Origin of the sequence: Streptomyces sp. NPDC102437 (genome assembly GCF_044765565.1) — a bacterium.
GTDB lineage: Bacteria > Actinomycetota > Actinomycetes > Streptomycetales > Streptomycetaceae > Streptomyces.
This window is the reverse complement of the sequence record NZ_JBIWKI010000057.1, coordinates 1-26,772: the sequence shown is the minus strand read 5'-3', so window position 1 is coordinate 26,772 and position 26,772 is coordinate 1. Positions and strand designations below refer to the sequence as shown.

At 70.4% G+C, this 26,772-nt stretch carries 27 protein-coding genes; 11 read left to right on the top strand and 16 right to left on the bottom strand.

The features are described from left to right. The first annotated feature begins 237 nt into the window (after positions 1–237). A complete protein-coding gene (locus ACIRJP_RS37560) occupies positions 238–975 on the top strand; it encodes a hypothetical protein (RefSeq protein ID WP_404184561.1) in 738 nt (245 codons plus the stop codon). A gap of 87 nt (positions 976–1,062) precedes the next feature. Here ACIRJP_RS37560 and ACIRJP_RS37555 read toward each other — a convergent pair whose 3' ends face one another. Then, positions 1,063–1,680, bottom strand: a complete 618-nt coding sequence (locus ACIRJP_RS37555; protein WP_404184558.1) for a GNAT family N-acetyltransferase — start codon at positions 1,678–1,680, stop codon at positions 1,063–1,065. Positions 1,681–1,721: 41 nt separating this feature from the next. Next, positions 1,722–2,189 (bottom strand): hypothetical protein, encoded by a 468-nt coding sequence (locus ACIRJP_RS37550; protein ID WP_404184555.1) that lies wholly within the window; start codon positions 2,187–2,189, stop codon positions 1,722–1,724. A gap of 68 nt (positions 2,190–2,257) precedes the next feature. Here ACIRJP_RS37550 and ACIRJP_RS37545 point away from each other — a divergent pair, with 68 nt between their 5' ends. The 7 genes from ACIRJP_RS37545 to ACIRJP_RS37515 all read left to right on the top strand — a co-directional run bounded on the left by ACIRJP_RS37545 (position 2,258) and on the right by ACIRJP_RS37515 (position 8,398). Beyond that, positions 2,258–3,061 (top strand): HEAT repeat domain-containing protein, encoded by an 804-nt coding sequence (locus ACIRJP_RS37545; RefSeq protein ID WP_404184552.1) that lies wholly within the window; start codon positions 2,258–2,260, stop codon positions 3,059–3,061. A 78-nt stretch (positions 3,062–3,139) separates the two neighbouring features. Then, positions 3,140–3,964 carry a Scr1 family TA system antitoxin-like transcriptional regulator gene (locus tag ACIRJP_RS37540; protein ID WP_404184549.1) on the top strand — a complete coding sequence of 275 codons (825 nt, stop codon included), beginning with the start codon at positions 3,140–3,142 and terminating at the stop codon, positions 3,962–3,964. Beyond that, positions 3,961–4,212, top strand: a complete 252-nt coding sequence (locus ACIRJP_RS37535; protein WP_404184546.1) for a DUF397 domain-containing protein — start codon at positions 3,961–3,963, stop codon at positions 4,210–4,212. Before ACIRJP_RS37540 ends, ACIRJP_RS37535 begins: the two co-directional genes overlap by 4 nt. Before the next feature lie 26 nt (positions 4,213–4,238). Further along, entirely contained in the window at positions 4,239–4,910 is a 672-nt protein-coding gene (locus ACIRJP_RS37530; RefSeq protein WP_404184543.1) for a 1,4-alpha-glucan branching protein, read from the top strand. A gap of 54 nt (positions 4,911–4,964) precedes the next feature. Next, entirely contained in the window at positions 4,965–5,756 is a 792-nt protein-coding gene (locus ACIRJP_RS37525; protein ID WP_404184540.1) for a DUF4253 domain-containing protein, read from the top strand. Between the two features lie 67 nt (positions 5,757–5,823). Beyond that, entirely contained in the window at positions 5,824–6,255 is a 432-nt protein-coding gene (locus tag ACIRJP_RS37520) for a hypothetical protein (RefSeq protein WP_404184537.1), read from the top strand. A gap of 304 nt (positions 6,256–6,559) precedes the next feature. Next, positions 6,560–8,398, top strand: a complete 1,839-nt coding sequence (locus tag ACIRJP_RS37515; RefSeq protein ID WP_404184534.1) for a transglycosylase domain-containing protein — start codon at positions 6,560–6,562, stop codon at positions 8,396–8,398. Between the two features lie 1,002 nt (positions 8,399–9,400). Here the strand turns inward: ACIRJP_RS37515 and hemB are convergent. The 6 genes from hemB to ACIRJP_RS37485 form a co-directional block, all read right to left on the bottom strand. Beyond that, a complete protein-coding gene (gene hemB / locus ACIRJP_RS37510; RefSeq protein WP_404184531.1) occupies positions 9,401–10,399 on the bottom strand; it encodes a porphobilinogen synthase in 999 nt (332 codons plus the stop codon). A 154-nt stretch (positions 10,400–10,553) separates the two neighbouring features. Beyond that, entirely contained in the window at positions 10,554–12,224 is a 1,671-nt protein-coding gene (locus ACIRJP_RS37505; protein ID WP_404184528.1) for a uroporphyrinogen-III synthase, read from the bottom strand. Further along, on the bottom strand, positions 12,221–13,207 hold the full coding sequence (gene hemC, locus ACIRJP_RS37500) for a hydroxymethylbilane synthase (protein WP_404184525.1): 987 nt from the start codon (positions 13,205–13,207) through the stop codon (positions 12,221–12,223). Before hemC ends, ACIRJP_RS37505 begins: the two co-directional genes overlap by 4 nt. After that, the gene (locus ACIRJP_RS37495; protein WP_404184522.1) at positions 13,204–14,700 is read right to left on the bottom strand and encodes a glutamyl-tRNA reductase; all 1,497 of its coding nucleotides are present in this window, start codon (positions 14,698–14,700) and stop codon (positions 13,204–13,206) included. Before ACIRJP_RS37495 ends, hemC begins: the two co-directional genes overlap by 4 nt. Then, entirely contained in the window at positions 14,697–15,464 is a 768-nt protein-coding gene (locus tag ACIRJP_RS37490) for a redox-sensing transcriptional repressor Rex (RefSeq protein WP_404184519.1), read from the bottom strand. The genes ACIRJP_RS37495 and ACIRJP_RS37490 overlap by 4 nt, the downstream gene beginning before the upstream one ends. 272 nt (positions 15,465–15,736) lie before the next feature. After that, positions 15,737–16,012, bottom strand: coding sequence for a glutaredoxin family protein (locus tag ACIRJP_RS37485; RefSeq protein ID WP_351265335.1), 276 nt, complete (start codon positions 16,010–16,012; stop codon positions 15,737–15,739). A gap of 147 nt (positions 16,013–16,159) precedes the next feature. Between ACIRJP_RS37485 and ACIRJP_RS37480 the strand changes: the two genes are divergently transcribed. The 3 genes from ACIRJP_RS37480 (at position 16,160) to ACIRJP_RS37470 (ending at position 19,687) form a co-directional block, all read left to right on the top strand. Then, entirely contained in the window at positions 16,160–17,113 is a 954-nt protein-coding gene (locus ACIRJP_RS37480; RefSeq protein ID WP_404184516.1) for an HAD family hydrolase, read from the top strand. Between the two features lie 382 nt (positions 17,114–17,495). Continuing rightward, positions 17,496–18,272, top strand: coding sequence for an ECF subfamily RNA polymerase sigma factor, BldN family (locus tag ACIRJP_RS37475; protein WP_404184513.1), 777 nt, complete (start codon positions 17,496–17,498; stop codon positions 18,270–18,272). Positions 18,273–18,496: 224 nt separating this feature from the next. Further along, positions 18,497–19,687, top strand: coding sequence for a DUF5667 domain-containing protein (locus ACIRJP_RS37470; protein ID WP_404184510.1), 1,191 nt, complete (start codon positions 18,497–18,499; stop codon positions 19,685–19,687). Between the two features lie 69 nt (positions 19,688–19,756). On the opposite strand, the gene ACIRJP_RS37465 is transcribed toward ACIRJP_RS37470, so the two are convergent. From ACIRJP_RS37465 to ACIRJP_RS37430, 8 genes are all read right to left on the bottom strand, one after another. Continuing rightward, a complete protein-coding gene (locus tag ACIRJP_RS37465) occupies positions 19,757–20,794 on the bottom strand; it encodes a lysophospholipid acyltransferase family protein (protein WP_404184507.1) in 1,038 nt (345 codons plus the stop codon). A gap of 19 nt (positions 20,795–20,813) precedes the next feature. Next, entirely contained in the window at positions 20,814–21,908 is a 1,095-nt protein-coding gene (locus tag ACIRJP_RS37460) for an NAD-dependent epimerase/dehydratase family protein (protein WP_404184504.1), read from the bottom strand. A 224-nt stretch (positions 21,909–22,132) separates the two neighbouring features. Continuing rightward, a complete protein-coding gene (locus ACIRJP_RS37455) occupies positions 22,133–22,231 on the bottom strand; it encodes a 30S ribosomal protein bS22 (protein WP_003948845.1) in 99 nt (32 codons plus the stop codon). Positions 22,232–22,341: 110 nt separating this feature from the next. Next, positions 22,342–22,554 carry a helix-turn-helix domain-containing protein gene (locus ACIRJP_RS37450; RefSeq protein WP_404184501.1) on the bottom strand — a complete coding sequence of 71 codons (213 nt, stop codon included), beginning with the start codon at positions 22,552–22,554 and terminating at the stop codon, positions 22,342–22,344. Between the two features lie 128 nt (positions 22,555–22,682). Then, positions 22,683–23,498 (bottom strand): phosphatase, encoded by an 816-nt coding sequence (locus ACIRJP_RS37445; RefSeq protein ID WP_404184498.1) that lies wholly within the window; start codon positions 23,496–23,498, stop codon positions 22,683–22,685. Between the two features lie 123 nt (positions 23,499–23,621). After that, positions 23,622–24,794, bottom strand: a complete 1,173-nt coding sequence (locus ACIRJP_RS37440) for an acetoin utilization protein AcuC (protein WP_404184495.1) — start codon at positions 24,792–24,794, stop codon at positions 23,622–23,624. Beyond that, positions 24,763–25,968 carry an MFS transporter gene (locus tag ACIRJP_RS37435; protein WP_404184492.1) on the bottom strand — a complete coding sequence of 402 codons (1,206 nt, stop codon included), beginning with the start codon at positions 25,966–25,968 and terminating at the stop codon, positions 24,763–24,765. The genes ACIRJP_RS37440 and ACIRJP_RS37435 overlap by 32 nt, the downstream gene beginning before the upstream one ends. A gap of 42 nt (positions 25,969–26,010) precedes the next feature. Beyond that, complete coding sequence (locus ACIRJP_RS37430; RefSeq protein ID WP_404184489.1) at positions 26,011–26,655, bottom strand: HAD family hydrolase; 645 nt, start codon at positions 26,653–26,655, stop codon at positions 26,011–26,013. Positions 26,656–26,772 lie beyond the last annotated feature (117 nt).

The window sequence follows — 26,772 nt, the reverse complement described above, 5'->3', positions numbered from 1 at the left end:
GGCCGGGCATTTGAAGACCCTTCAAGCACCGTTCCCCTGTGCCCTCCGCGGTGGCCGCCGGGTGCGGGTCGGCACGATGGGGCGGTCATCCGGATCGGTGATCGGGGTATCCCCCTTGTCGCGGCGACCGCACCCCGCTCCGCGACCGCCACGAGGCAAGACCCGGCACTCCGGCAACTCAGGCTCTCCCAAGGCCAGTCGATCGTAGAATCGGAGACCGAGCCCGAGGGGGAAAACGTGCGTACGAAGAGTGGCCGCATACCGCCGTCATCACGCAGACACGCTGCCGCTGCCGCGACTGCCGCCACGGTCGCGGCGCTGGTGCTGATCACCGGCTGCGGGAAGGCCGGCGAAGGCCATCCGTCGGACTCGACCCAGGCATCCGCCACCGCCGACGCCGCGCCCACCCCCTCCGTGAACCCGTCGTACGGAGAGCGGTTCCTCGCCGAGGGCGAGTGCGCGGCCGCCGAGCCGGGCCAGAAGGACGTCTACCGCGAGGTGCCCTGCGACGGCCCCGACGCCGTCGCGAAGGTCATCTACCGGGTCGACACCGGCTTCCCCGTTCCCTTCGAGGCCACCGTCTGTTCCGACAACTCCGACTTCGCGGTCAACGTGCCGGTCAGCATCGCGATCCTGGAGGACAAGCCGGTCTCCGGCGAGGGTTACGCCTGCATGCGCAACCTGAAGGCCCCGCACCCCGGCGACCCGGGCGGGGGTGGTGGCCCGCGGATCGAGGTCGGTGACTGCGTGCACAGCGCGGCCAAGGCCGGGAGCACCGTCTACGAAGAGGCCTGCCGGACCAAGGGCAAGAAGGACGGCGCCACCCACAAGGTCACGAAGATCATCGAGGACGCCGTCGTGGGTGGCTTCGACGACCCGTGCGACGGCAAGGCGGACGCCGCGTTCACCGAGAACTCGCTGATCGACGACGACCCGCTGCACAGCGACCGCCTCCTTTGCGCCGACAAAATCTAGGGCCTGTCCGACCCTGATCCGCCGGACAGGCCCCGGCAGCCCTCCCACTCCTACGGAACGTGGCGTGGGAAGGCGGCACGACGGGCCTCAGGCGCCGTCCGGCGTACGGGGAGCGCGCCGCATGGCCCACAGCACCGGTCCGCCGCCCGGCAGTTGCGCCTCGCCGAGCACAGTGAAGCCGAAGTGCTCGTAGAAGGGCAGGTTGTCCGGCTTGGAAGACTCCAGGTAGACGGGCAGGCCCGCCGCGTCGGCCTTGGCCAGGCCCGAGCGCAGCAGCGCGGCCCCGTGTCCCTGCCCGCGGGCGGCCGGGTCCGCGCCGACCACGGCCAGGTACCAGTGGGGTTCCTTCGGCCCGTGCTCGGCCGCCCCTTCGACGGCCTCACGGAACAGCGGAGCCCGGTCACCGAGGATGTTCTCGAGCTCCTGGACGGTCTCCGCGTCGGGAACCGCCTTCTCCTGGCCCTCCGGTGACACCCAGAAGGCGGCCGCCGCGCCAGTGCGCTCGCACACGCCGTGACGGACGTACTGCCGGGCGAAGATCGTGCTGAAGTAGCGGGCCATCCCCTCCTCGCGGGAGGCGTCCTCGGGGAAGAACCAGCGCATCATCGGGTCGTCGTCGAAGGCACTGGCCAGCATGCGGCCGATCTCCTCAGCGTCGTCGACCGTTGCCGTTTCAGGGATGTTCATTATCGACATACGGCCCATTCTGCACTCTTGGTGATCAACAACGACCGGCGGGCGGCCCGTTACCCGATCCAGGTCTCCACGGACTCGGCGCTGTACGCGGGTGCCCCGAGGAAGAGGTTCGACGGAGGGCGGCCGACGGCCGCGACGTTCACGACCGTCATCTCAGCCCGCCGACGCCCGCTGGACGTGTCCCGCCGGCGCAGCCACTGCCCGGCCCCCAGCCGACGGGGAGGAGGAGCGGTGACCCGCCGGTTCCGGTCGGCGAAGACACGTACGCCGTCGGCCTCCACCGCGATCCGCAACGGCGTGTCGCTCTCCAGCGGACGAAGACTGTCGCACGTGCGCAAGCGCGGCACAAACCCGTTCAGCTTGGCGCACTCCACTCGGTGGACAACGGGCCCGGACACCCCCTCGGGCAGCGGGAACCCCTTCGGCACCCTGCTCCGCAGCCGGGCCCCCTCGCCACCCCGGGACGGCACGGACCACCGCACGACGGTCATCTGCACGACCACGCTGCCCGCATCCACACCGCCGAGCATCCCAGAACGCACACCGGACCCCGCCCGGCGCACGCCCACTCGTTAGCATCGCCCGCATGGCAATGTTCGTGCACCTGACACCCGCGGCGAACGCTCAACGCGTCCGCCGCTCCGGAATACGGGCCATCAGTCACGGCCGCGACGCCTCACTGCCACGGGGTCTCTACTGCTTCCCCGTCCTCCCCTCGTACACCCTCACCCACCAGTGGCTGCGCGAACTGTCCAGGCGCAGCGGCCCGCGCGGACTTGTCGCCGTGCACATCCGCCTGCCGGACGACGAACCCGTCACCCTGGGCCGCTACCACCGCGACCCCGCGACCGTCACGGCCGCCGAAGCCGTACGCCGGGTCGCCGCCCTGCCCGACCCGCGCGGCTGGGAGGTGTTCGTCCCCCGGACGGTCACCAAGCGCGAGGTGCACCGCATCCGCGCGGTCAGCCAGGTCACCGGCTGGCGGTACTTCCCCGACTCGAACGGCAAGGTGCCCTGCACCTGCTTCGGCTGCCGGGTACGCGGCGAGTACGGCTCGCAACGCCTGCGGCAACGCCGACCGCACCCCCTCGACGGCCCTCCCCCCGCCTCAGCGGTCCTCCTGCGCCAAATCGCCGCGGCGGGCAGCCCCGGCGACCCCGAACAGCTCGTCCAGACCCTCCACTGGTTCGGGATGCGCCGCCGCGGACCGGTCGACCAACTGGCCCACCTCGCCAACCACCCGGACCCGAAGGTCCGCAGGGCCCTCGTATGGACCGTCGAGAACTGGTCGAGCCCGGCCGCCAAGGAACTCCTCCACCGCCTCGCCCAGGACCCGGACGCGACGGTCCGGGAGGCCGTCGAATGGACCCCGCCCGAGCCCCGGTCCTGACGGGACTCGCACCCGTACAGATTTCTTGTACGGGTCGTGCGCGCGTGACACGGGCGCGCACGTGGAAGTTCGCTCCGTATGCACCCCGGAAAGCGGAAGCGCAAGAACGCGTCGGCAATGAAACTCGTGGGCAGACTGGTCGCCGTCTTCCGCCGGGCGGCCGGCCTGACCCAGACCCAACTCGCCGACCTGGTGGGCCATCAGGTGGAGACGATCGCCTCCATCGAGCAGGGCAGACGCGCCCTATTGCCTGATCTCGCGGCCAAGCTGGACGAACGGCTGGACACCAAGGGCGCGTTGAAGGAGGCAGTGGCGAACATGCCGGAGATCGACCTGATCCCGGCTTGGGCGGAGGAGTACTTGGAGCTGGAATGGGAGGCCCTGGCGCTGTCCTGGTACGACAACCAGGTCCTGCCCGGTCTGCTCCAGACCGAGAACTATGCACGTGCCGTGTTCGACAGCCGAGTTCCCACGTTCAGCAGGGAGGAGATCGACACACACGTCGGCACACGCCTGAAGCGCCAGGAGATCTTGCGTCGCGAAGTGCCACCGACCACCAGCTTCGTCATCTCCGAGGCCATTGTCCGAGACCGTCTCGGAGGCAACGCGGTGTACCGGGAAACCTTGCACCACCTTCGGGAATGCGCCGATCTGTCGGGCATCTCTCTCCAGGTCATGCCGCTGGGCCGAACGTCTCACGCGGGGCTCGACGGGCCGTTCATCCTGCTGGAAACGCCGGACCACCAACGCGTCGCGTACACCGAAACTCAGCGCGGCAGCCAGCTCATCTCCAACCCGGAAGAGATCAGCATCCTCGCCCAGAGATATGCGATGCTGCGGACGCAGGCTCTCAACGCCGAGGAAACGCAGAGCCTGTTGGACCGGCTGCTAGGAGAGTTATGAGCACCGCACGAGAGTGGTTCAAGTCCAGCTACAGCGGCAGCGAGGGCGGGGCCTGCCTCGAAGTCGCTTACGACTGGCAGAAGTCGAGCTACAGCGGAGACGAGGGCGGCGCCTGCGTCGAGATCGCCGCCCACCCCGCCGCCATCCACATCCGCGACTCCAAGAACCCCGACGGCCCCGTCCTCACCGTCGCCCCCACCACCTGGACGGCCTTCGCCGGCTTCGCCGCCGACCCGCGACTCGTCTGAGTCCACGTCCCCGGGAGGAACCCGCCATGGCTGTCATCCACCACACCACCCTGTCGCCCACCAAGCTGGAACTCCTCACCACCTGGCTGCCCGCACAGCCCTGGTACCGCGGCACGGGGCAGCAGCCCGAGCTGGACCGGACCGGCGGATTCCGCCTGGACGACCCGAAGGGCGAGGTCGGGATCGAGTTCATGGTGGTCACCGACACCTCGGGGGACCAACAAGCCGAGTACCAGGTGCTGTTCAGCTACCGCGGCGAACCGCTCCCGGGCGCCGACGACTCACTCATCGGCACGACCGAGCACGGCGTGCTGGGGAAGCGCTGGGTGTACGACGGGGCGCATGACCCGGTCGTCGTGGCCCAGCTCCTCGCGCTCGTCGTCGGCGAGGCCGAGCCGCAGATGCAGAGCACGAGCGACACCCCGGACCCGTCCGTCACCGCCCGGCTCGACCAACCCGGCATCACGGCGGTGCTCGCCGCCTCCACCGCCACCAACAGCCCGGACGGCACAGCCATCCTGGTCACGACGGCACCCGACGGGCGCCAACTCACCCTCCACATCAACCGCGAACTCCGGCCCGGCCGGCCCGGCCGGAGCGGTACCGGCCAGGCGCTCGGCCACGTCACCGCGCCCGCCCCGCTCCCCGACGGCACCACGGCACCCACCGAGTTCGTCTCCGTTCACGCACACCCGTGAACCCAGCACACGGTGCCCGGCCGGTTGTCAGTGGCCGCGCCTAGAGTCGTAGTCATGGCGACGCTCCCGAACCCGCTCCCGTCCCTGGCCACGGCAGGGCTCCAACTCCCGCCCGGCTCAATGGTGGACGCCACGATCGACGGCACCTGGCACGAGCCGCTGCTCTGGTGTGCCGACGAGCCCGCGACCCACGGCACATGGCGCACACTGCGCGCGGCCGGGCGGGCGGTCGGGCTGCTCCCCGTGCTGATAGACGGCGGGCGGCGTGACCAGTGGCCCGACACCTGGGACCTGATCCCGGACAGCACGTCGTACCCCGGCGACCACGACGCCGAGGAGGTCCTCAGCGAGTACTGGGAGGACTGCGCGCCTGAGGAGCTCGACGCCGCCGAGGGCGACTGGCCGGGCCTGGCCCCCGTCCCGGCCGCCGAAGGGCAGGACACTCCTGACGACCTGGCGGCCGCGATCGCCGAGGAGTGCGTCGGCCCGGACGGCTGGTACGCCGGCTCACGGCTGGCGCTCGTCCCGGCCCGGCGCAGCGCGGACATACCGGCGGCGATCGGCTGGTCGGGTCCGGTCAACTACGAGGAGGACACGGCCCGGCTCAGCGCCGTGCTCCGCTCCTGGGAGGACCGCTTCGGCATACGGGTCGTGGTGCTGGGATTCGACACCCTGACGGTCTCGGTGGGCCGCCCGCCCACCACCCTCCCGGAGGCCCGCGCGGTCGCCGCCGAGCACTTCGCGTTCTGCCCGGACAACATCGAGCAGAACCCACCCTACGACCTGGACGTCTACGCCGAGAAGATGGTGCTTAACCAGGAGACCTGGTCCTTCTGGTGGGACTGAACCACCGGTCCGGACAGCAGCTCGGCCGACCTCCCGCCCGGCAGAAAGAGCAGAAGGAACCCCGGCCATGACTCAACCGGACAACGCGGACCCGGCGCACCGCCTCATCGCGGAGTACCGCGCCCTGCCGGCCGACAGCGACAGGAAACGCGAGATCATCACCGAACTGGACGACAACACGGCCGCGCAGCCGTTCCTCGTCTCGGTGCTCGCCGACGCAAGCGAGTACGACCTCGCCCGCGTCGAGTGCGCCACGGTCCTGCGCCTCTGGCCTCCGGCCGATCCCGACCTGCGCCACCGCGCGGGCAGAGCACTGCTGGCGGCGCTGAACGACCCCGAGGAGGATCTGGTGCGCCAGTACGCGGCGATGGCACTCGGCCCCTACGCGTCGGACGACCCGGCGGTCGCCGAGGCCCTGATCGCCGCCGGGAAGTCCGGGGAGGACCCCCTCGTCAGGGCCTGCGCGAGGTCGGCCCTGAAAGAGGCGGGCCTTGCCTGAGCGCACCCGGTCGCAGGACCGGCCGACAAAGCCGGGCATCGGGGACTGTTCCTCCGGAAAGGCCGTCCGGTACAGGGTCACCGCCCCCACCGGACAGGCCCCGAGACAACCTGATCGCGATCCGGAACATCTTCTCTCACAAGCCCGCGCCACCGGTACGGGACGGTGAACGAGGAGCTGGACCATGGCCCGACGCCCCAACCGCCCCATCCGCGATCGCAGATTCGCAGTCGACTACCCCCGTCGGGACAAACGCACTTGGCGTCGCTGGATCCCTTCGTGGCGGCAGGTGCTGAGCGGGGTCATGCTCGGACTCATCGCGCTGGCAGGCCTGTTCGCCGCGGTGTACGCGTCCGTCGACATCCCGAACGAGAACGACGAGGCGCGCAGGCAGGGCACCGTCTACTACTGGGCGGACGGCAGCCAGTTGGTGAGCGTGGGCGCGGTCAACCGGCAGAACGTCACGCTCGCCGACATACCCGATTCGGTGGAGAACGCGGTCATCGCCGCCGAGAACGAGACCTTCTACTCCGACCCGGGGGTATCGGCGACGGGAATCGCCCGCGCGGCCGTAAGCATCGTCTCGGGCGGTGAGACCCAGGGCGGCTCCACCATCACCCAGCAGTACGTGAAGAACACCTATCTCAGCCAGGAGCAGTCGGCCACCCGGAAGTTCAAGGAGTTCTTCATCTCGCTGAAGCTGAACAACAAGCAGGGCAAGAAGGAGATTCTCCAGGGGTATCTGAACACCAGTTGGTTCGGCCGCGGCGCCTACGGCATCCAGGCAGCGGCGAACGCGTACTACGGAATACCCGCGAAGGACCTCGACCCCAGCCAGGCGGCGCTGCTCGCGTCCCTGCTCAAGGGGGCGGAGCAGTACGACCCCGCGGGCGGCAAGGGCAACCACGAACGCGCCGTCGACCGCTGGGAGTGGATCCTCGACCGGCAGGTGGAGATCGGCACGATGACGAAGGCCGAGCGGGCCGCGTACCGGAAGTTCCCCGAGCCGAAGCCGGCCGCCAAGCCGACCAGCCTCGGCGGCCAGACCGGCTATCTCGTCGACATCGCCAACAAGTACATCAAGAAGCGTTCGGGCCTCACCGACAAGGACCTCTTCCGGGGCGGCTACCGGGTGCACACCACCTTCGACAAGGCCAGGGTGGGGCAGCTGGAACGGGCCGTGCGGAGCGTACGCAGGCGCGACCTCGACCCCAAGAAGCGTCCCGAGGACAAGTACGTCGAGGTCGGCGCCGCATCCGTGCGCTCCGACGGGGCCGTGGTCGCGGTGTACGGCGGAGCCGACGCGGTCACCCACTTCGCCAACAACGCCGACACCGCGGGCGTCCCTGTCGGCTCGGCCTTCAAGCCCTTCGTGCTGGCCGCGGCCCTTCAGCACGGCGACGGGATCACCCTGGACAGCGGCTACGACAGTGGCGGGCGCCTGATCAAGCACGGCCCGTACGCGGCACTCCCCACCCCGTCGGGTTCCGGCCCCGGCCAGGCGATGGTCACGGCGCCGACTTCCCTGCGCGATGCGCTGATCAAGTCGTCCAACGCCACCTTCACACTGCTCGGCAAGGACATCGGGCTGAAGAAGGTGAAGGAACTGGCGGTATCGGCGGGGCTGCACGAGGAGAGCCTGGCCCGCCTGGACAAGTCCTTCCCCCTCGGCACGTCCACACCGAGCGCGGTCAGGATGGCGGACGCGTACACCGCCTTCGGCAACGACGGCATGAGGGCCGATCCCTACTCGGTGACCAGGATGACCCGGGACGGCGAGGCGGTCGAGGGTTTCGGGAAGCCCGAGCCGCGGCGCGCGATGGACGCCTCGGTGGCCAACGATGTGAACAACACCCTGGGGATGGTGGCCTGGACGCGACTGGGCCGGGACGGGAAGTTCGGCACGTTCGCCAGGACGGCGGCCTCCGAGGACCTCGCGGCGGGGTCGACCGGCGAGGACGACCGGATGAAGTCGGCCTGGTTCATCGGCCGCACCGAAGGGCTGACCACGGCCGTCACGATGTTCCGCAACAAGCCGGGCACACCTCAACTGCTGGGAATGCAGGGCGTGGGCGGGCTCGACTCCGAACGTGGCAACGTCTTCCCGCTCCGGATCTGGAACGCCTACGTAACGGGGAAGTAGGCCCACGGGCCAGGGGCCGGCAACGGCGCGGGGCCGAGAGCCGGCCCCCGGCAGCACGCCGCCGGAGACCGGCACGCCCTCCACCCAGGCGACCACACCGCCCGCGAGCGGCACACCGTCCGTCGGCCCGTCCGAATCCGCACCGGCCACCCCGGCCCCGTCGCAGAGCACGACGCCCGGCGGCAAGGACGGCGACCTGGCCTCGACCGGCAGCAGCGGCACCATCCCGCTGGTCATCGGCACCGCCGCGGTCCTCGCCGCGGGCACCGGCCTGACCGTGGCGGCCCGCCGCCGCTCCAAGCGGGCCTGACACAGCACGGTGCCTGTGGGAACCCCGAACCCGCGGGGCCCCCACAGGCACCGTCACCGTCACTGAGCCAGCCACTCCCGCAGCAGCCGCTCCCGCTCCGTCCCCCCGGGGCGTCCCGTCCCCCGACGTACGGCCCCACTCAGACATCGCCGCCAGCGTCGCCGACATCGTCGCGGCACCCTCCGTGAGTCGGGCCAGCAGGGCACGGGAGAGGTCGACGTCGGCCTGGGGGTAACCGACGGCTGCGGCCGCGTAGGCCGCCGGCCGGTGCTCGCCCCTGGACGATTCCACGCGCACCCGCATCATCGGCGGGGGACCCTCCAACCGGCCCGAGCCCATGGGCAGAGCCAGGTTCATCACCATGTCCACAGCCAGGCCCTTGACCACGCCTGCCCGCCGCATCAGGGAGTTCTCGGGGACGTCCGCCACCGTCAGGGCACGCACGTCCTCCCACAGGTAGAGGCCGGACTGCCCGTCGCCGACCGCCACCACCCCTCGAGGGTCAGCCGCACCCCGGGCCCCATGCCGGCCGGCTTCGCGCCCACGTACACATCGCCCTCGGCGATCCAGAACAGGCCGGCCATGGCCATGGATTGCTCACTTCTCCCCGATGACGGCACCGCCGTCACGTCTCACAAATCCGTTCGCTCAGAACGCCCGGATCGTGTTCCGAGCCACGGCCCGAACTCGTCCTAGCGCCGCCCCAGCCGCTGCGCGACCTCCGTCGCCCAGTACGTCAGGATCATCTGCGCACCCGCGCGCCGGATCCCGGTCAGGCTCTCCAGAATGGCCGCCTCCCGGTCGATCCAGCCCTTCTCCGCGGCGGCCTCGATCATCGAGTACTCACCGCTGATCTGGTACGCCGCGACCGGCACGTCCACCGAGTCGGCGACCTTCGCGAGGATGTCGAGGTACGGACCGGCCGGCTTCACCATGACCATGTCCGCGCCCTCTTCGAGGTCGAGCGCCAGCTCGCGCAGCGACTCACGGGCGTTCGCCGGGTCCTGCTGGTACGTCTTGCGGTCGCCCATGAGCGAGGAACCGACGGCCTCGCGGAACGGCCCGTAGAACGCCGAGGAGTACTTCACGGTGTAGGCGAGGATCGAGACGTCCTCGTGGCCCGTCTGGTCGAGCGCGTCGCGGACGACACCGACCTGACCGTCCATCATGCCGCTGGGGCCCACCACATGGGCGCCCGCGTCGGCCTGGACCTGGGCCATCTCGGCGTACCGCTCCAGCGTCGCGTCGTTGTCGATCCTGCCGTCCGCGGTCAGCACACCGCAGTGGCCGTGGTCGGTGTACTCGTCCAGGCACAGGTCCGACATGATGACGAGATCGTCACCGACCTCCTGGCGCACCGCGCGCAGCGCCACCTGGAGGATGCCGTCCGGGTCGGTGCCCGCCGTGCCCCGGGCGTCCTTCTTCTCGTCCGCGGGGACTCCGAAGAGCATGATCCCGCAGACCCCGGCCGACACCGCCTCGACGGCGGCCTTCCGCAGAGTGTCCAGGGTGTGCTGCTGCACGCCGGGCATGGCCGAGATGGCGACCGGGGCGTCGATGCCCTCGCGCACGAACGCGGGCAGGATCAGATTCGCCGGGTCGAGCCGTGTCTCGGCGACCATCCGCCGCATCGTCGGGGTCGTCCGCAGCCGCCGGGGGCGGGAGCCGGGGAAGTTTCCGTACACAGTCATCCTTCGAGATTAGACCCGTACACATCACCGTCTTACCGACACCCGTGCCGGAAAAAGACCGCGGAACGGGCGCAGAGCGGGCGCGGGACGAAGTCGGAACGGGCAGGGGCCCGGCCGCCGAAGCGACCGGGCCCCTCACACACTCCTCGACCGGTCAGGTCGTCGTACGACGCCGCCGCGCACCGGGACGCCGCTCGCTCGGCCGCGTCACCCGATCGCCGGCCTCCTTCGCCGCCTCCCGGCGCCGCGCGCCGAACTCGGCCAGCGCCTCGGCCAGCTTGTGCACCGAAGGCTCCGGGGAGAGGACGTCGACCCGCAGGCCGTGCTCCTCGGCGGTCTTCGCCGTCGCCGGGCCGATACACGCGATCACCGTCACGTTGTGCGGCTTGCCCGCGATGCCGACCAGGTTCCGGACGGTCGAGGACGAGGTGAAGAGCACCGCGTCGAAGCCGCCGCCCTTGATCGCCTCGCGGGTGTCGGCGGGCGGCGGCGAGGCGCGGACCGTGCGGTAAGCGGTGACGTCGTCGACCTCCCAGCCCAGCTCGATGAGCCCGGCCACCAGCGTCTCGGTGGCGATGTCGGCACGCGGCAGGAAGACCCTGTCGATCGGGTCGAAGACCGGGTCGTACGGCGGCCAGTCCTCCAGCAGACCGGCGGCGGACTGCTCGCCGGACGGCACCAGGTCCGGCTTCACACCGAAATCGACCAGCGCGGCGGCGGTCTGCTCGCCCACGGCCGCGACCTTGATCCCGGCGAAGGCACGGGCGTCGAGCCCGTACTCCTCGAACTTCTCACGGACGGCCTTCACCGCGTTGACGCTGGTGAAGGCTATCCACTCGTAACGGCCCGTGACCAGGCCCTTGACCGCGCGCTCCATCTGCTGGGGCGTACGGGGCGGCTCGACGGCGATCGTCGGGACCTCGTGCGGCACGGCACCGTAGGAACGAAGCTGGTCGGAGAGCGACGCGGACTGCTCCTTGGTACGCGGTACGAGTACCTTCCAGCCGAACAGCGGCTTGGACTCGAACCACGCGAGCCGGTCGCGCTGGGCTGCGGAGCTGCGCTCACCGACCACGGCTATGACGGGCCGGTGGCCCTCCGGCGAGGGCAGCACCTTCGCCTGCTTCAGGACCTGGGCGATCGTCCCGAGAGTCGCCGTCCAGGTGCGCTGGCGGGTCGTCGTACCGGCGACGGTCACGGTCAGCGGGGTGTCGGGCTTGCGGCCGGCCGAGACCAGCTCACCGGCGGCCGCGGCCACCGAGTCGAGCGTCGTCGAGATGACGGCCGTGGAATCGCTGGCACCGACCTCGGTCCAGCAGCGGTCGGACGCGGTACGGGCGTCGACGAACCTGACGTCCGCACCCTGCGCGTCACGCAGCGGCACACCGGCGTACGCGGGCACGCCCACGGCGTTGGCGACGCCCGGCACGACCTCGAACGGGATGCCGGCGGCGGCGCAGGCGAGCATCTCGGCACCCGCGTTCCCGTCCAGTCCCGGATCGCCCGAAACGGCACGGACGACCCGCCTGCCGCCCTTCACTGCCTCCATGACAAGATTGGCGGCATCCCTGAGAACGGGAACACCGGCGGCTGCTGACTGCGCGTCAACAACCGTCAGCTCAGGTGTGCTTACGCCTGCCCGTGCATGGCAGCGAACGACGCCGAGGACGTCCGGCTCGGCGACAAGGACGTCCGCGCTCGCAAGCGCCTCGACGGCGCGCAGAGTCAGCAGTCCCGGGTCGCCGGGACCGGCGCCGAGGAAGGTGACGTGCCCTTGTGCGGACAGGGCCGGAAAGTCGGATGCGGCGGGGCCGGTGGGGCTCAAAGTGCTCGCTCCCCCATAAGACCGGCCGCACCCTTGGCAAGCATCTCGGCCGCGAGCTCGCGACCGAGGGCAGCCGCGTCGTCCTGCGACGTGGGAACGGGACCGGTGGTGGACAGCTGCACCAGCGAGGAACCGTCGGTGGAACCGACGACACCGCGCAGGCGCAGTTCGTTGACAGCCTGTCCGTCGACCAGGAGGTCGGCCAGCGCACCCACAGGTGCGGAGCAACCGGCCTCCAGTGCGGCGAGCAGGGCACGCTCGGCGGTCACGGCGGCCCGGGTGTACGGGTCGTCGAGCTCGGCGAGCGCGGCGGCGAGGTCGGCGCTGGTCTCAGCGCACTCGATCGCCAGTGCTCCCTGGCCGGGAGCGGGCAGGACGGTGTCGACCGACAGGAAGTCGGTCACCTCACCGCTGCGGCCGAGGCGGCTGAGCCCGGCCGCGGCGAGTACCACCGCGTCCAGCTCACCGCTCCGGACGAATCCGATACGCGTATCGACATTCCCCCGGATCGGCACGGTCTCGATGTCGAGGCCGTGGTTCCGGGCGTACGCGTTGAGCTGCGCCATGCGGCGCGGCGAACCGGTACCGATGCGGGCACCGGACGGCAGCTGCTCGAAGGTCAGCCCGTCCCGCGCGACCAGTACGTCGCGCGGGTCCTCGCGCACCGGCACGGCGGCCAGCACGAGGCCCTCGGGCTGCGCGGTCGGCAAATCCTTGAGCGAGTGGACGGCGAAGTCCACCTCACCGCGCAGCAGTGCCTCGCGCAGCGCCGCGACGAACACACCGGTGCCGCCGATCTGCGCGAGATGCTCCCGCGAGATGTCGCCGTACGTGGTGACCTCGACGAGCTCGACGGCGCGCCCGGTCACCTCGCTGACGGCGTCGGCGACCATGCCGGACTGCGCCATGGCGAGCTTGCTGCGCCGGGTGCCCAGCCTCAGCGGCTTGTCGGCCCCCGTGACCGGGGTTGAGTTGTCGGTCATGACCGCCCTCGATTCGGGTCGTTCAGGTCTGCCCGGGAGACGGCTGCGACCGTCTGCGGGTCGAGGTCGAAGAGTTCCCGCAGCGCATCGGCGTACCCGGCGCCGCCGGGCTCGCTGGCGAGCTGCTTGACCCGCACGGTGGGCGCGTGCAGGAGTTTGTCGACGACGCGGCGCACGGTCTGCGTGATCTCGGCGCGCTGCTTCTCGTCCAGATCAGGGAGGCGCCCGTCGAGCCGCGCGATCTCGCCCGCGACCACTCCGGCGGCCATCGTGCGCAGCGCGACGACGGTCGGGGTGATGTGGGCGGCGCGCTGGGCGGCGCCGAAGGCTGCGACCTCGTCGGAGACGATGGTGCGCACCTGGTCCACGTCGGCCGCCATCGGGGCGTCCGCCGACGCCTCGGCGAGCGACTCGATGTCTACGAGGCGCACACCGTCGAGCCGGGCCGTCCCGCCGTCGATGTCGCGCGGCATGGCCAGGTCGAGCAGGGCCAGGCGTACGGGGCCGGCGCCCTGCGCGGGCACGGTGGCCCGCCGGGCCGTCCGGTGCACCGTGGCGGCGCTGCCGTTCTCCACCCAGGCGGCGTGCCGGTCGGCATCGGCCGGGGCGGGCACCGAGGGCGTGACGGCGGGCGTCTCGACGGCGTCATCGATGTCCAGGCCGAGCGCGGTGGCGACGGCCTCGGCGGTCAGCACGAGACCGGTCGCGCCGGTGCAGGAGACGACGACATCGGCACGTGTCAGTTCATCGCGGACCGCGGCCATCTCCACGGCACGGGCGGCCACACCGGTGCCCCCGGGCTGGACCAGGATCTCGACGAGCCGGTCGGCACGGGCCCGGGTCCGGTTGGCGACGACGATCTCGGCGACACCGGTACGGGCCAGGGTGGCGGCGGCGAGCGAGGACATCGAGCCCGCGCCGATCACCAGGGCGCGCTTGCCCGCGGCCCAGTCCGCGACGTCCGCACCGGCCGCGAGCTGCTCCAGGCCGAAGGTGACGAGCGACTGCCCGGCACGGTCGATCCCGGTCTCGCTGTGGGCCCGCTTGCCGACCCGCAGGGCCTGCTGGAACAGGTCGTTCAGCAGCCGGCCCGCGGTGTGGAGCTCCTGCCCCAGCGCCAGCGCGTCCTTGATCTGGCCGAGGATCTGGCCCTCGCCGACGACCATCGAGTCCAGCCCGCACGCCACCGAGAAGAGGTGGTGGACGGCCCGGTCCTCGTAGTGCACATAGAGATACGGAGTGAGCTCGTCCAGGCCGACGCCGCTGTGCTGGGCGAGGAGCGTGGACAGCTCGGCGACACCCGCGTGGAACTTGTCCACGTCGGCGTACAGCTCGATGCGGTTGCAGGTGGCCAGGACGGCGGCCTCGGCCGCGGGCTCCGCGGCAAGGGTGTCCTGGAGCAGCTTGGCCTGCGCCTCGGCGGCCAGCGAGGCCCGCTCCAGTACGGAGACCGGGGCGCTGCGGTGACTCAGTCCTACGACAAGAAGACTCATGCCGGCATCACGGCGGGCATGTCCCCGTCGGGTCCCTTCCGTCCGGTGGAGGCCGAGCGCACCGGGGGTACGGCCGGGTCCGAGCTGCTCTCGGCGGTCTCCTCGCCGGCCTTGCGCTGCTCGTGGAAGGCGAGGATCTGCAGCTCGATGGAGAGGTCGACCTTGCGGACGTCCACGCCGTCGGGCACGGACAGCACGGTCGGCGCGAAGTTCAGGATGGAGGTGACACCCGCGGCGACGAGCCGGTCGCAGACCTGCTGCGCGGCACCGGCCGGGGTCGAGATGACACCGATCGACACGCCGTTGTCGCCGACGATCTGCTCCAGTTCGTCGGCGTGCTGGACGGGAATGCCCGCGACCGGCGTTCCGGCCATCGCGGGGTCGGCGTCGATCAGCGCGGCGACCCTGAAACCGCGGGAGGCGAAGCCGCCGTAGTTGGCGAGCGCGGCGCCGAGGTTACCGATGCCGACGATCACTACCGGCCAGTCCTGGGTGAGCCCGAGCTCGCGGGAGATCTGGTACACGAGATACTCGACGTCGTAGCCGACACCGCGCGTCCCGTACGAGCCGAGGTAGCTGAAGTCCTTGCGCAGCTTGGCGGAGTTGACCCCCGCCGCCGCGGCGAGTTCCTCGGACGAGACCGTGGGTACCGAGCGCTCGGAGAGCGCGGTCAGTGCGCGCAGGTACAGCGGAAGTCGGGCGACGGTGGCCTCGGGAATTCCTCGGCTACGGGTCGCCGGTCGGTGAGTTCGGCCAGTTGCCACGGTGCTCCTGCGGGATGAGCGGGGCTGTAGGCGGCCGTAGTTCCCAAGACCGCCCCGTCGAATGCAGGCTATGTCTTTGTGAACACGTGCACAAAGATAGTGTCCGTTTTGTCCGGTCAAAGTGACCGGGGTCACGCACATTCGTCGCGAGATCCCGGAACCAAGGATCGCATCAGCCCGTTGCGGGCCCGAAGGGGGCAAAGCGGCACACACTCCTCACAGCCACTCCCCCGAGAGCACTCAAAACGCCCATGATGGTAACCGGCTTTCGCTCACGAGCGCAGTGCCGTGCGCAGCCTCGCCGGGTCCACCCGCCAGAACGTGTGCTGTTCGTCATCGATCAGCACCACCGGAATCTGCTCCCAGTACTCCCGGTACAGCTCCTCGTCCACGGTGATGTCCTTCTCCTCCCAGGACGCGCCGGTCTCCTCGCACACCTCCCGCACCACCTGCCTCGCGTCGTCGCAGAGGTGACACCCGGGCTTCCCGACCAGGGTCACCACGCGCTCCGAGGGCTTCTTCTTCGTACGTCGCAACAAGGCACTCATGCCTTCATTCTGCGCCGGGTGCAGACCCGTTCCGCACTTGATCCGGTACGCCCGGTATCACCCGTTCATCCGATCGACGGCCCGGAGTTCACGCCGTGACATCCCAGCAGGTCGGGAACGGCCGAACCGACTGGCTATGCTCACGACATGGCCGCACCTGGATGGCTCACACCCCGTAGGCGCCCCGCGACAGCACGGAGCGTGCTGGCCGGCGAGGCAGCAGCTGAGGCAGCGCGGAAATCCACCCTCCCCGACGATCTGTCCCCCGGCACCGAGCAGGACATCGCCGCGAAGGCGGAAGCCGAGGACGCACCCTTCCCCGTCGTCGGTGACGAACGCGCCGCCGCCTTCTTCGACCTGGACAACACCGTCATGCAGGGCGCGGCGATCTTCCACTTCGGCCGTGGCCTGTACAAGCGGAAGTTCTTCGAGCGCCGCGAGCTGACCCGGTTCGCCTGGCAGCAGGCCTGGTTCAGACTGGCGGGCGTCGAGGACCCGGAACACATGCAGGACGCCCGCGACAGCGCCCTGTCCATCGTGAAGGGCCACCGGGTCTCGGAGCTGATGTCCATCGGCGAGGAGATCTACGACGAGTACATGGCCGACCGCATCTGGCCCGGCACCCGGGCCCTGGCCCAGGCCCACCTCGACGCCGGGCAGCGCGTCTGGCTGGTCACCGCCGCCCCGGTGGAGACCGCCACGATCATCGCCCGCCGGCTCGGCCTGACCGGCGCGCTCGGCACGGTCGCCGAATCCGTCGACGGCGTCTACACCGGCCGCCTGGTCGGCGAGCCGCTGCACGGCCCCGCGAAGGCCGAGGCGGTCCGCGCACTGGCCGCCGCCGAGGGCCTGGACCTCGACCGATGCGCGGCGTACAGCGATTCGCACAACGACATCCCGATGCTGTCCCTGGTCGGACACCCGTACGCGATCAACCCGGACGCCAAGCTCCGCAAGCACGCCCGCGCGCGCGACTGGCGGCTGCGGGACTACCGGACGGGCCGCAAGGCGGCCAAGGTCGGCATCCCGGCCGCGGCCGGCGTGGGCGCCATCGCGGGCGGCACCGCCGCCGCCGTCGCCCTGCACCGCCGCCGCCGCTGACCCCGCCACCACCGCCCGCCACAACCGCCCGGCCCCTCCGCGGGCCGGGCCGGGCGGGCCTGCCGCGCCCGAACCCCGGCGGCCGGTCCGAATCCCTTACCCACCGACCGCTCCAGCCAGTCGTATTGCTCGCACACGGCCACAACCCGTCGCGCCGACAGGCAGATAGCGAAGTAATTCGATCAACAAACGGTCACGATGTGCTACTTGATGCGTCGTTTAGTCGCCACAGAAGCGACGTAATCGATGATTTGAGCAACTGGGTGTAGCACTGCCTGTACGAAGCGTTATTCTCCTCAGACGCATTCCGGAACCCATCACTCACTACGACGAGTGACGGTTTCGCACTGCACGTGATGGAAGCTCTGCCTCTGGGAGTCCCGTGTACCCACACGTCGGGGTTGACGCCTCGGGCCTGGCTACGCTGCGCGCAACGGTCGCCGACCGCTTGCGCGGCTTCGTCCCCACCGCGTACGCCGTACCCGCGTTTGCCACCCCTGCACCTGTCGGCCCCTGCTACGCCCTGGCCGAACGCAGTGCGGCGGTCGGAAGACGCAGCAACCGCGGCGCAACGACCGCGTCCACCGTTCGCCGGCCGACGGCCGACAGCGACAGCGCGCGCATGATGGATCTCGTCGAGCGCGCACAGGCCGGCGAGGCCGATGCCTTCGGCCGCCTATACGACCAGTACAGCGACACCGTCTACCGCTACATCTACTACCGCGTGGGCGGCAAGGCGACGGCGGAGGATCTCACCAGTGAGACCTTCCTGCGCGCCCTGCGCCGCATCTCCACGTTCACCTGGCAGGGCCGCGACTTCGGCGCCTGGCTGGTCACCATCGCCCGCAACCTGGTGGCCGACCACTTCAAGTCCAGCCGCTTCCGGCTGGAAGTGACCACCGGCGAAATGCTCGACGCCAACGAGGTCGAGCGCAGCCCCGAGGACTCCGTCCTGGAGTCCCTCTCCAACGCCGCGCTCCTCCAGGCCGTGCGCCGGCTCAACCCCCAGCAGCAGGAGTGCGTGACCCTGCGCTTCCTGCAGGGCCTCTCGGTCGCCGAGACCGCCCGGGTCATGGGCAAGAACGAGGGCGCGATCAAGACCCTTCAGTACCGCGCCGTCCGCACGCTGGCCCGGCTCCTCCCGGACGATGCACGCTGACCACACCCCCCGCAGAGCCACTCCCGGCAACGCTCCCATCACGCACTGGTCCGATCATCCTTCGTGCGTAACCCATGTGCCGCGCCCCTCGTTGTGCCGGTTGCAGGCCCCCTGTCGTCACCCCATGTCCGCCGACACTCACTCATTCGTGTGGAAGCGCTCAAGGTGTGCAACCTTCCGGAACCCAGGGGAGTCGACCGTCATGACGAGAGGAGGTGCCGCCAGTGATCGCAAACATTTCGGCACACCGGCGGGCGAACGCCTTCGCCCAGGCCCTGGAGGAGCAGTCGCTCCGTGGTGCGGCGGCCGCACAGCCCGAGGAGTCGGCCGAACCGGCCGACCACGGACCGCTGTTGGCCCTGGCGAACGGCCTCGGTGAGGTACCGAGGCCGGAGTTGGATCCCGAGGTCAAAATGGTGCAGCGAGCCCAACTCGTCGCCGCCATGGAGGCCATGTTCACCCAGGGCGGCGCGTCCGCGGGCCCTACGGTGCCCGAACAGCGGACCAAGGGAGCCCACCGGGCCTCCCCGCTCCGGAAGTTGCGTCCGCGTTCACGCTGGACGAAGGGCCTCGCGGCCGGCGGGCTCACCGTCGGTGTGGCGGCGGGCGCCTTCGGCGGAGTGGCCGCTGCCAGTTCCGACGCCCTGCCGGGTGATTCGCTGTACGGGCTCAAGCGCGGCATGGAGGACATCCACCTCGGCATGGCCAGCGGCGACGCCGACCGCGGCGAGGCCTACCTCGACCAGGCATCCACCCGGCTCAGCGAGGCCCGTCGGCTGATGGAGCGCGCCCGCTCCGGCGACCTGGACCACGAACAGCTCGGCGAGGTCAGGCGCACGCTCAACGGCATGACGCACGACGCCAGCGAGGGCCACCGCCTGCTCCACTCCGCCTACCAGCAGAACGGCGCCATCGGCCCCATCCAGACCCTGGACTCGTTCTCCCGCTCGCACCGCGACAGCTGGAGCAGCCTCCGCGACCGGCTCCCCGTCCAGCTCACGGACGTCGGCGACCAGGTCAGCTCGGTCTTCGACGCCATAGACCAAGAGGTCCAGCCGCTCCAGTCGCTGCTGCCCCGCACCCCGGACAGCAGCGACGACGCCCGCCAGCCGGACACCGCGGACCAGCGCACGCGCCCCTCGCGCACGGCCCCCTCCGCGCCCACGTCCCCGGAAGCCTCCCAGGACTGTACGGACGGCAGCGCCTCGCCCCGCCCGTCAGGATCGGGCAGCGCCCCGTCCGAGGGCCTGATCGGCGGCACGGACGGCCTGTTCGGCACCCCGCCCCCCGGCACCGTCCCGTCCGCCGACGGCCGCGTCAGCACCCCGCCCGCCCCGGACGTGACCCTCCCGCCGCTCCTCCCCGGCCTCCTCCCGGGCCTGGGGATCAACGGCGAGGACCTGAAGAACGACTAGCACCGCCTCGCACGGAGACGGATGGGGACGGCTCGCCGAGCCGTCCCCATCCGCATGTCGGCAGGCCCCTCAGAAGAACACCGACCTCCGCTGCACCAGCAGCTTGTACAACGTGTGCTGGATCTGTTCCCGCACCTGATCCGTCAGGTTGAACATCAGCATCGGATCCTCCGCCGCCTCCACCGGAAACCCGCTCGTGGAGATCGGCTCCCCGAACTGGATCGTCCACTTCGTCGGCAGCGGCACCGCCCCGAGCGGCCCCAGCCACGGGAACGTCGGCGTGATCGGGAAGTACGGGAAGCCAAGCAGCCGCGCCAGCGTCTTCGAGTTGCCGATCATCGGGTAGATCTCCTCCGCCCCCACGACCGAGCACGGAATGATCGGCACCCCGGCCCGCAGCGCCGTGGACACGAAGCCGCCCCGCCCGAAGCGCTGCAGCTTGTACCGCTCCCCGAACGGCTTCCCGATGCCCTTGAACCCCTCCGGCATCACCCCGACGACCTCGCCCCGCCGCAGCAGCCGCTCCGCGTCCTCCGCACAGGCCAGCGTGTGCCCGGCCTTGCGGACCAGCTCGTTCACCACCGGCAGCATGAACACCAGATCGGCGGCGAGCAGCCGCAGATGCCGGCCCGCCGGATGGTTGTCGTGCACGGCGACCTGGAGCATCAGCCCGTCCAGCGGCAGCGTCCCCGAATGGTTGGACACGATCAGCGCCCCGCCCTCGGAGGGGATGTTCTCGATGCCCTTCACCTCGACCCGGAAGTACTTCTCGTACAGCGGCCGGAGCATCGACATCAGGACCTGATCGGTCAGCTCCTCGTCGTACCCGAACTCGTCGACGTCGTACTCACCCGTGACCCGCCGCCGCAGGAACGCGAGCCCGCCGGCGATCCGCCGGTCCCAGCCGCCGCGCCCGTCCCGCTCCAACTGCCCGGCCGGCTGGGGATCCTCCTGCGGCGGCTTCGAGGCGTCCTGCTGCCCGGGCAGTGCGCTCACGGCTGCGGTCCCCACCACGGAGGCCGCCGTGGGCCGGCGCCGGGAGGGGCGCGATGAACCGCCCGCCCTCGAACGGTCGTCGTCGAACGGAATGACCTTGGCATCCGCCATCGTCGGTGCGCTCCTCGCTCTACCTGGCGCTGGGGGTCGGCTCGGTGTCGCCGGCCCCGGTGATCCCCGGACCATCGCCGCCCGCCCCGGCGAACGGCATGGCGGCCAGTCGGTCGACCGCCCTGCCCACCGCCTCAGGCGGCAGCAGTCCGGGCCCCTGACTGCGCGCGAACTCCGCGAACGTCTCCGCGGTACTGAACCTGGGGTGGAAGCCGAGGGTCTCGCGCATCTGGACGGTGGAGACCACCCGGCCGTGGGTGAGCAGCCGGATCTGCTCCGGCGAAAAATCCGTCATGCCGGCCGTACGCAGCGCCTGGCCGACCCAGGTGACCGCGGGAAGCAGCAGCGGCACCGTCGGCCGCCCCAGCCGCCGCGAGCACTGCGAGAGCAGCAGCACCCCGTCCCCGGCGATGTTGAACGTGCCGCTGTTCAGCGTCCCGCGCACCGGCTCGCCGGACGCGACTCCCAGGACGTCGACGACATCGTCCTCGTGCACGAACTGGAGCCTCGGGTCGTACCCGAACACCGTCGGCAGCACGGGCAGCGAAAGATAGTCCGCGAGCGGCGAATCGGCCTGCGGCCCGAGGATGTTCGCGAACCTGAGCACGCACACGGCGACATCCGGCCTGCGGCGCGCGAAGCCCCGTACGTACCCCTCGACCTCCACCGCGTCCTTGGCGAAGCCCCCGCTGGGCAGCGACTTGGGCGGGGTGGTCTCGGTGAACACCGCCGGATCGCGGGGCGCCGAGCCGTACACGTTGGTACTGGATTTGATCACCAGCCGCCGGACGCTCGGCGCCTTCTGGCAGGCACCGAGCAGCTGCATGGTGCCGATGACGTTGGTCTCCTTGACCGTCGCCCGGCCGCCCGTGCCGACCGCCTTGGCCGAGACGTCCAGATGCACCACCGTGTCGACGGAGTGCTCGGCGAGGACTCTGGCGATCGCGGGCTGGCGGATGTCCGCCGTCACGAAATCGGCGTCGCCCAACTCGTGTCCGGGTACGACCGCGTCGACGGCGATCACCCGGTCCACACCCGGATCACGCTGGATGCGCCGCACGAAGCGACCGCCCAGCTGCCGGGCCGCTCCCGTGACCAGCACGACCTTCCCCAAGATCAGCGCCTCCCGTCGAAAGGTTTCCCCTAAGGGCTGCCCTTAGCCGTCACCGTAGCGGGTGGATGTTGCCCTGCGATGACCGCGCGGCTGCCTTCCCTCAAGTCTTTGGCCCGAATGCGGGCGACCGCCGGGCCGGCTTCCGGGAGCGGCTGTCCCCGGAACGCACCGCAGCCCTCCCACCGGACCGGTGGGAGGGCTGCGGATTCACGAACCGCGTTCGCTTACTTCTTGTTGCGACGCTGAACGCGCGTGCGCTTGAGCAGCTTGCGGTGCTTCTTCTTGGCCATCCGCTTGCGCCGCTTCTTGATAACAGAGCCCACGACTACCCTCGCTCACTTCTTCTTCACTGGTGCGGGGCGTCTGGGCCCACACGACCTACGTCGGCCTAGCCTACCCGCCAGCGCGTGAGGGGCGTAATCCGAGGTGAACCTCAGGCGGACTCCACCCCCACAAAGGACTCGCGGAGATACTCGTGAACCGCTTGCTCCGGAACCCGGAAGGACCTGCCCACCCGGATCGCCGGCAGATGACCGCTGTGCACCAAGCGGTACACGGTCATCTTCGACACTCTCATGACCGAGGCGACTTCCGCCACGGTCAGAAACTTGACCTCAGTGAGAGGCCTCTCGCTGCCAGCAGCCATGACCCACCTGTACCTTCCGCACGAGACGCCCACCGGCTTCCCCTCCGGTGACTCTTCGTCGTTGTGCGCTCACTCCCCAGATTAGGGGCGGGTGATGCGAGTGGGGAAGAGGTGAGACGATCGGCCGCCTACCGTGACAGAAACGCCCGATTGAGTACATAGCGCGTCAGCGGCCGGTAGTACGCGGACGGCACCGCGTCGTCGAGCGGCACGACGACCGCTACCCGCCCCTCGGCCTCCCCGACGAACAGCGCGGGATCGTCCGTATCGGCGAGACCGATCGCCTCAATTCCCAGCTGACCAGCCCCGCAGACCCAACCGTGGTCCCCCACGACCAGTTCCGGCAACCGCCCGCGACCCTCCGCCGCCGCCTCCAGGACCACCCTGACGGGCAACGGGGAATGGGTATGTGCGCCGGTGTCACCACCGTGCGACCGCACGCCGGGTTCACGCACCATCGCGACTCCCCGTACGTAGTCGAGGCTGCACGTGCGTACGCCGAACCGGGTCGTTATGTCGATACATCTCCCCTGCGCGGGGGTGAGTACGGAACACCCGGCCGCCGACATGGCGTCTGCCAACGCTGCGTAGAAACCGAGCAACCGGTGCGGATGACCGGTCCCGAACAGCACCGGTGCCCGCCGGACCGCGGCGTGCGACAGGCGCTCGGCGAAAGCATCCAGACCTGCCAGGGTCCGCTCCGGATCGATCACATCGGGCCCCGAGACATGAGCCGGATCGTCCGAGACACCGCACCTGTCGGCCATCAGACGGAGCAGATCCTGCTCCTCCCAGCCCCACCCGGGGTCGAGACCGAGCGTCACCCGCGGATCCCGGGCCGCGAAGAGCCGATAACTCCGCAGACTCACCTCCCGCGAGGTGGCCACGGGCCCGGCCAGCCGGGCCGCCAGCAGATGCGCACGCAGCGCTCCGGTGCTCAACACCCCACCGATGCTCCCCCCAATCACCCGGACGGGGGGCCGGAAGCCCGGCTACGCCCCACAGTTGGCGTAACCATTACGCGCCACCGCACGGAAACGGCCCCACCGCGACCGCCTCCCCACGCCTCAGGTCAACAGCCCCCGCAACGGGAACACCGCCCGCCTCGTCGCAAGCACCGCCTGGTCCAGCCGGTCCGCGGGGTCGTACCCCTCCTCCCACGACTTCCAGGCGGGCGTACGGCCGTCCGTCATCCGGGCCGGCCCCAACTGCCGGGTCCGGGCGTAGACCTCGTCCCGCCACGACGGCGGGATCAGCGACTCCGGGTCCACCGGCGCGTGCGCGGCGATCCCCACCAGATGCGTCCAGGACCGCGGCACCACATCGACCACCGCGTAACCGCCCCCGCCGAGCGCCAGCCAGCGCCCGCCCTCCACGTGCTCATGGGCAAGGTCGTGACAGGCCGACATAACCGCCCGCTGCGCGTCCAACGACACCGCGAGATGGGCGAGCGGGTCCTCGAAATGCGTATCGGCCCCGTGCTGGCTCACCAGCACCTGCGGCCGGAAGTCCGCCAGCAGCTCCGGCACCACCGCGTGGAACGCCCGCAGCCACCCCGCGTCCCCCGTACCGGCCGGCAGCGCCAGATTCACCGCACTGCCCTTACCCGCCCCGGAGCCGGTCTCCTCCGGCCAGCCGGTCTGCGGGAAGAGCGTCCGCGGGTGCTCGTGCAGCGAGATGGTCAGGACCCTCGGGTCCTCCCAGAAGGCCGCCTGCACCCCGTCACCGTGGTGCACGTCCACATCCACGTACGCGACCCGCTCGGCGCCCAGCTCCAGCATCCGCGCGATGGCGAGCGCCGGATCGTTGTAGACGCAGAACCCCGCCGCGCCGCCCGGCATCGCGTGGTGCAGCCCGCCCGTGAAGTTCACGGCGTGCGAGGTGTCCCCGCGCCACACCGCCTCGCCCGCCGCCACCGACTGCCCGGCGATCAGCGCCGACACCTCGTGCATCCCCGCGAACGCCGGATCGTCCACCGTCCCGAGCCCGTAGCGCTGATCGGCCCGCTTCGGATCCGCCGACGCGGCGCGCACCGCGGCCACATAGTCCTCGCGGTGCACCAGCCGCAGCGTCGACTCCCCGGCGGGCCTGGCCGACACCACGTCCACCGCGCCGTCGAGCCCGAACGCCCGGACCAGACCCATGGTCAGAGCGAGCCTGACCGGGTCCATCGGATGACTTTCCCCGAAGTCGTATCCCGTTACTGCGTCATCCCACATCAACTGTGCGCGGCCGCTCATGCCCGCCACCGTATCGGGCGGACTCCGCTCCGAACGACTTGGCGTACACCAGCGTCGCGAGCACCAGCACCATCGGCACGAGCATCGCCCCCCGGTAGCTCCAGGCGTCCCCGAGCGCTCCCACCAACGGCGATCCCACCAGGAATCCCACGTAGTTGAAGACGTTCAGCCGCGCGATGGCCGTATCGCTCGCCGCGGGGAACATCCGCCCGGCGGCGGCGAAGGTCTGCGGCACGATCACGCAGAGCCCGAGCCCCAGCATGGTGAACCCGAGCATCCCGGTCCACGCCCCACTGGCGACCGCCACCACGGCGAACCCAGCGGCGGCCAGCACGCTCCCGCTCCGCACCACGGCCACGGCCCCGAACCGCCGCACCCCGAAGTCCCCGACGGCGCGCCCCAGCAGGGTCGTCACCATGTAGACGTTGTACGGAACGGTCGACAGCTGCTCCGAGCTCCCCAGCACGTCCTGCAGGTACTTGGCGCTCCAGTTGGAGACCGTCGAGTCCCCGATGTACGCGAAGCTCATCACCAGACAGAGCGGCATCAGCAGCTTGAAGGAGACCGCGGCCGCCCCCTTGCCCCGCACCTCTTCCGGCTTCGCCTCCGACTCCGTGCCTTCCGCGTACCAACGGCTCCCGATGAACACGACGGGCAGCAGCACCACGACCGCCGGCAGGTAGGAGACCAGCAGCGAAAGGTCCCAGTGCGCCCCGGCCCAGGCCATGGACGCCCCGGCGATCCCGCCGAGGCTGTACGCGGCGTGGAACCCGAGCATGATGGATCGCCCGTACGCCCGCTGGAGGCTGACGCCCATCATGTTCATGGAAGCATCGAGCGCCCCGACGGAGAGCCCGAACACGCCCAGTGCCAGGGCCGCCTCCCACAGCGCGTTCCCGGCGCCGGCGCCGAGCAGCGCGAGCATCACGACTGGCTGTGCCCACCTCAGCACAACCCTGGGCCGCACCCGCACGACCAGCTTCTCGGTGACCACACTGCCCACCCCGGCCAGGATGGGCACCGCGGCCAGGAAGACGGGCAGCAGCCCGTCGGATATCCCGTACCGGTCCTGAATGGCGGGAATCCGAGTCACCAGCAGAGCGAAGGTGACCCCCTGCACGAAGAAACTCACCACGAGGGAGGCCCTGCCGTGCCGCAAACGAGCATTTGTCATGGCCGCGAGCGTAAGGCCAGTCTTTACCGGTGGGTAGATGGATCAGGCGAGCAATTCCCGCAGTTGGCTCATGTCGGAGAAATGCCCGGTCACCCCGGCGAGCCGGTCCGCCGGCATCATCGACGTAAAGCCGTACACGTCCATCCCCGCGGCCCTGGCCGCCTCCACTCCGAGCGGACTGTCCTCGAAGACGACACACCGCTCGGGCGGGACCCCCATCCGCTCGGCGGCGAGCAGGAACAGGTCGGGCGCCGGCTTGCCCCGCCCGACGTCCTCCGCGCTGAAGATCCACTCCTCCTCGAACCACTGGTCGAGCCCGGTCCTGCGGTGCGCGACCCGGATCCGCTCGTGCGTGCTGGAGGACACGACGCAGTACGGAATCCCGTCGGCCACGAGCTTCCCGAGCACGTCCTCGACCCCGGCCACCGGTTCCAGCTCCCGCTCGAACGCGGCGAAGATCCGTGAGTGGAGCGTCGCGTCGAAGTCCGCGGGCAGCTTCTCCCCGGTCCGTTCCTCGACGAGATCGTGTACCCGGTGCACGGCGGACCCCATGTACTCCCGGAGGCTCTCCTGGTACGAGGTGGGGTGACCGAGCTCCGTGAGGTACTCGGCCAGGATGGTGTTGGAGATCGGCTCGCTGTCCACGAGCACACCGTCGTTGTCGAAGATGACCAGTTCGTAGCGCATGGTTCGAGCCTAGACGCTCGGAAACGCAGAAAAGCCCCGTGTCCACCAGGACACGGGGCTTTCCCGTAAAAGGAGTTCGGCGGCGTCCTACTCTCCCACAGGGTCCCCCCTGCAGTA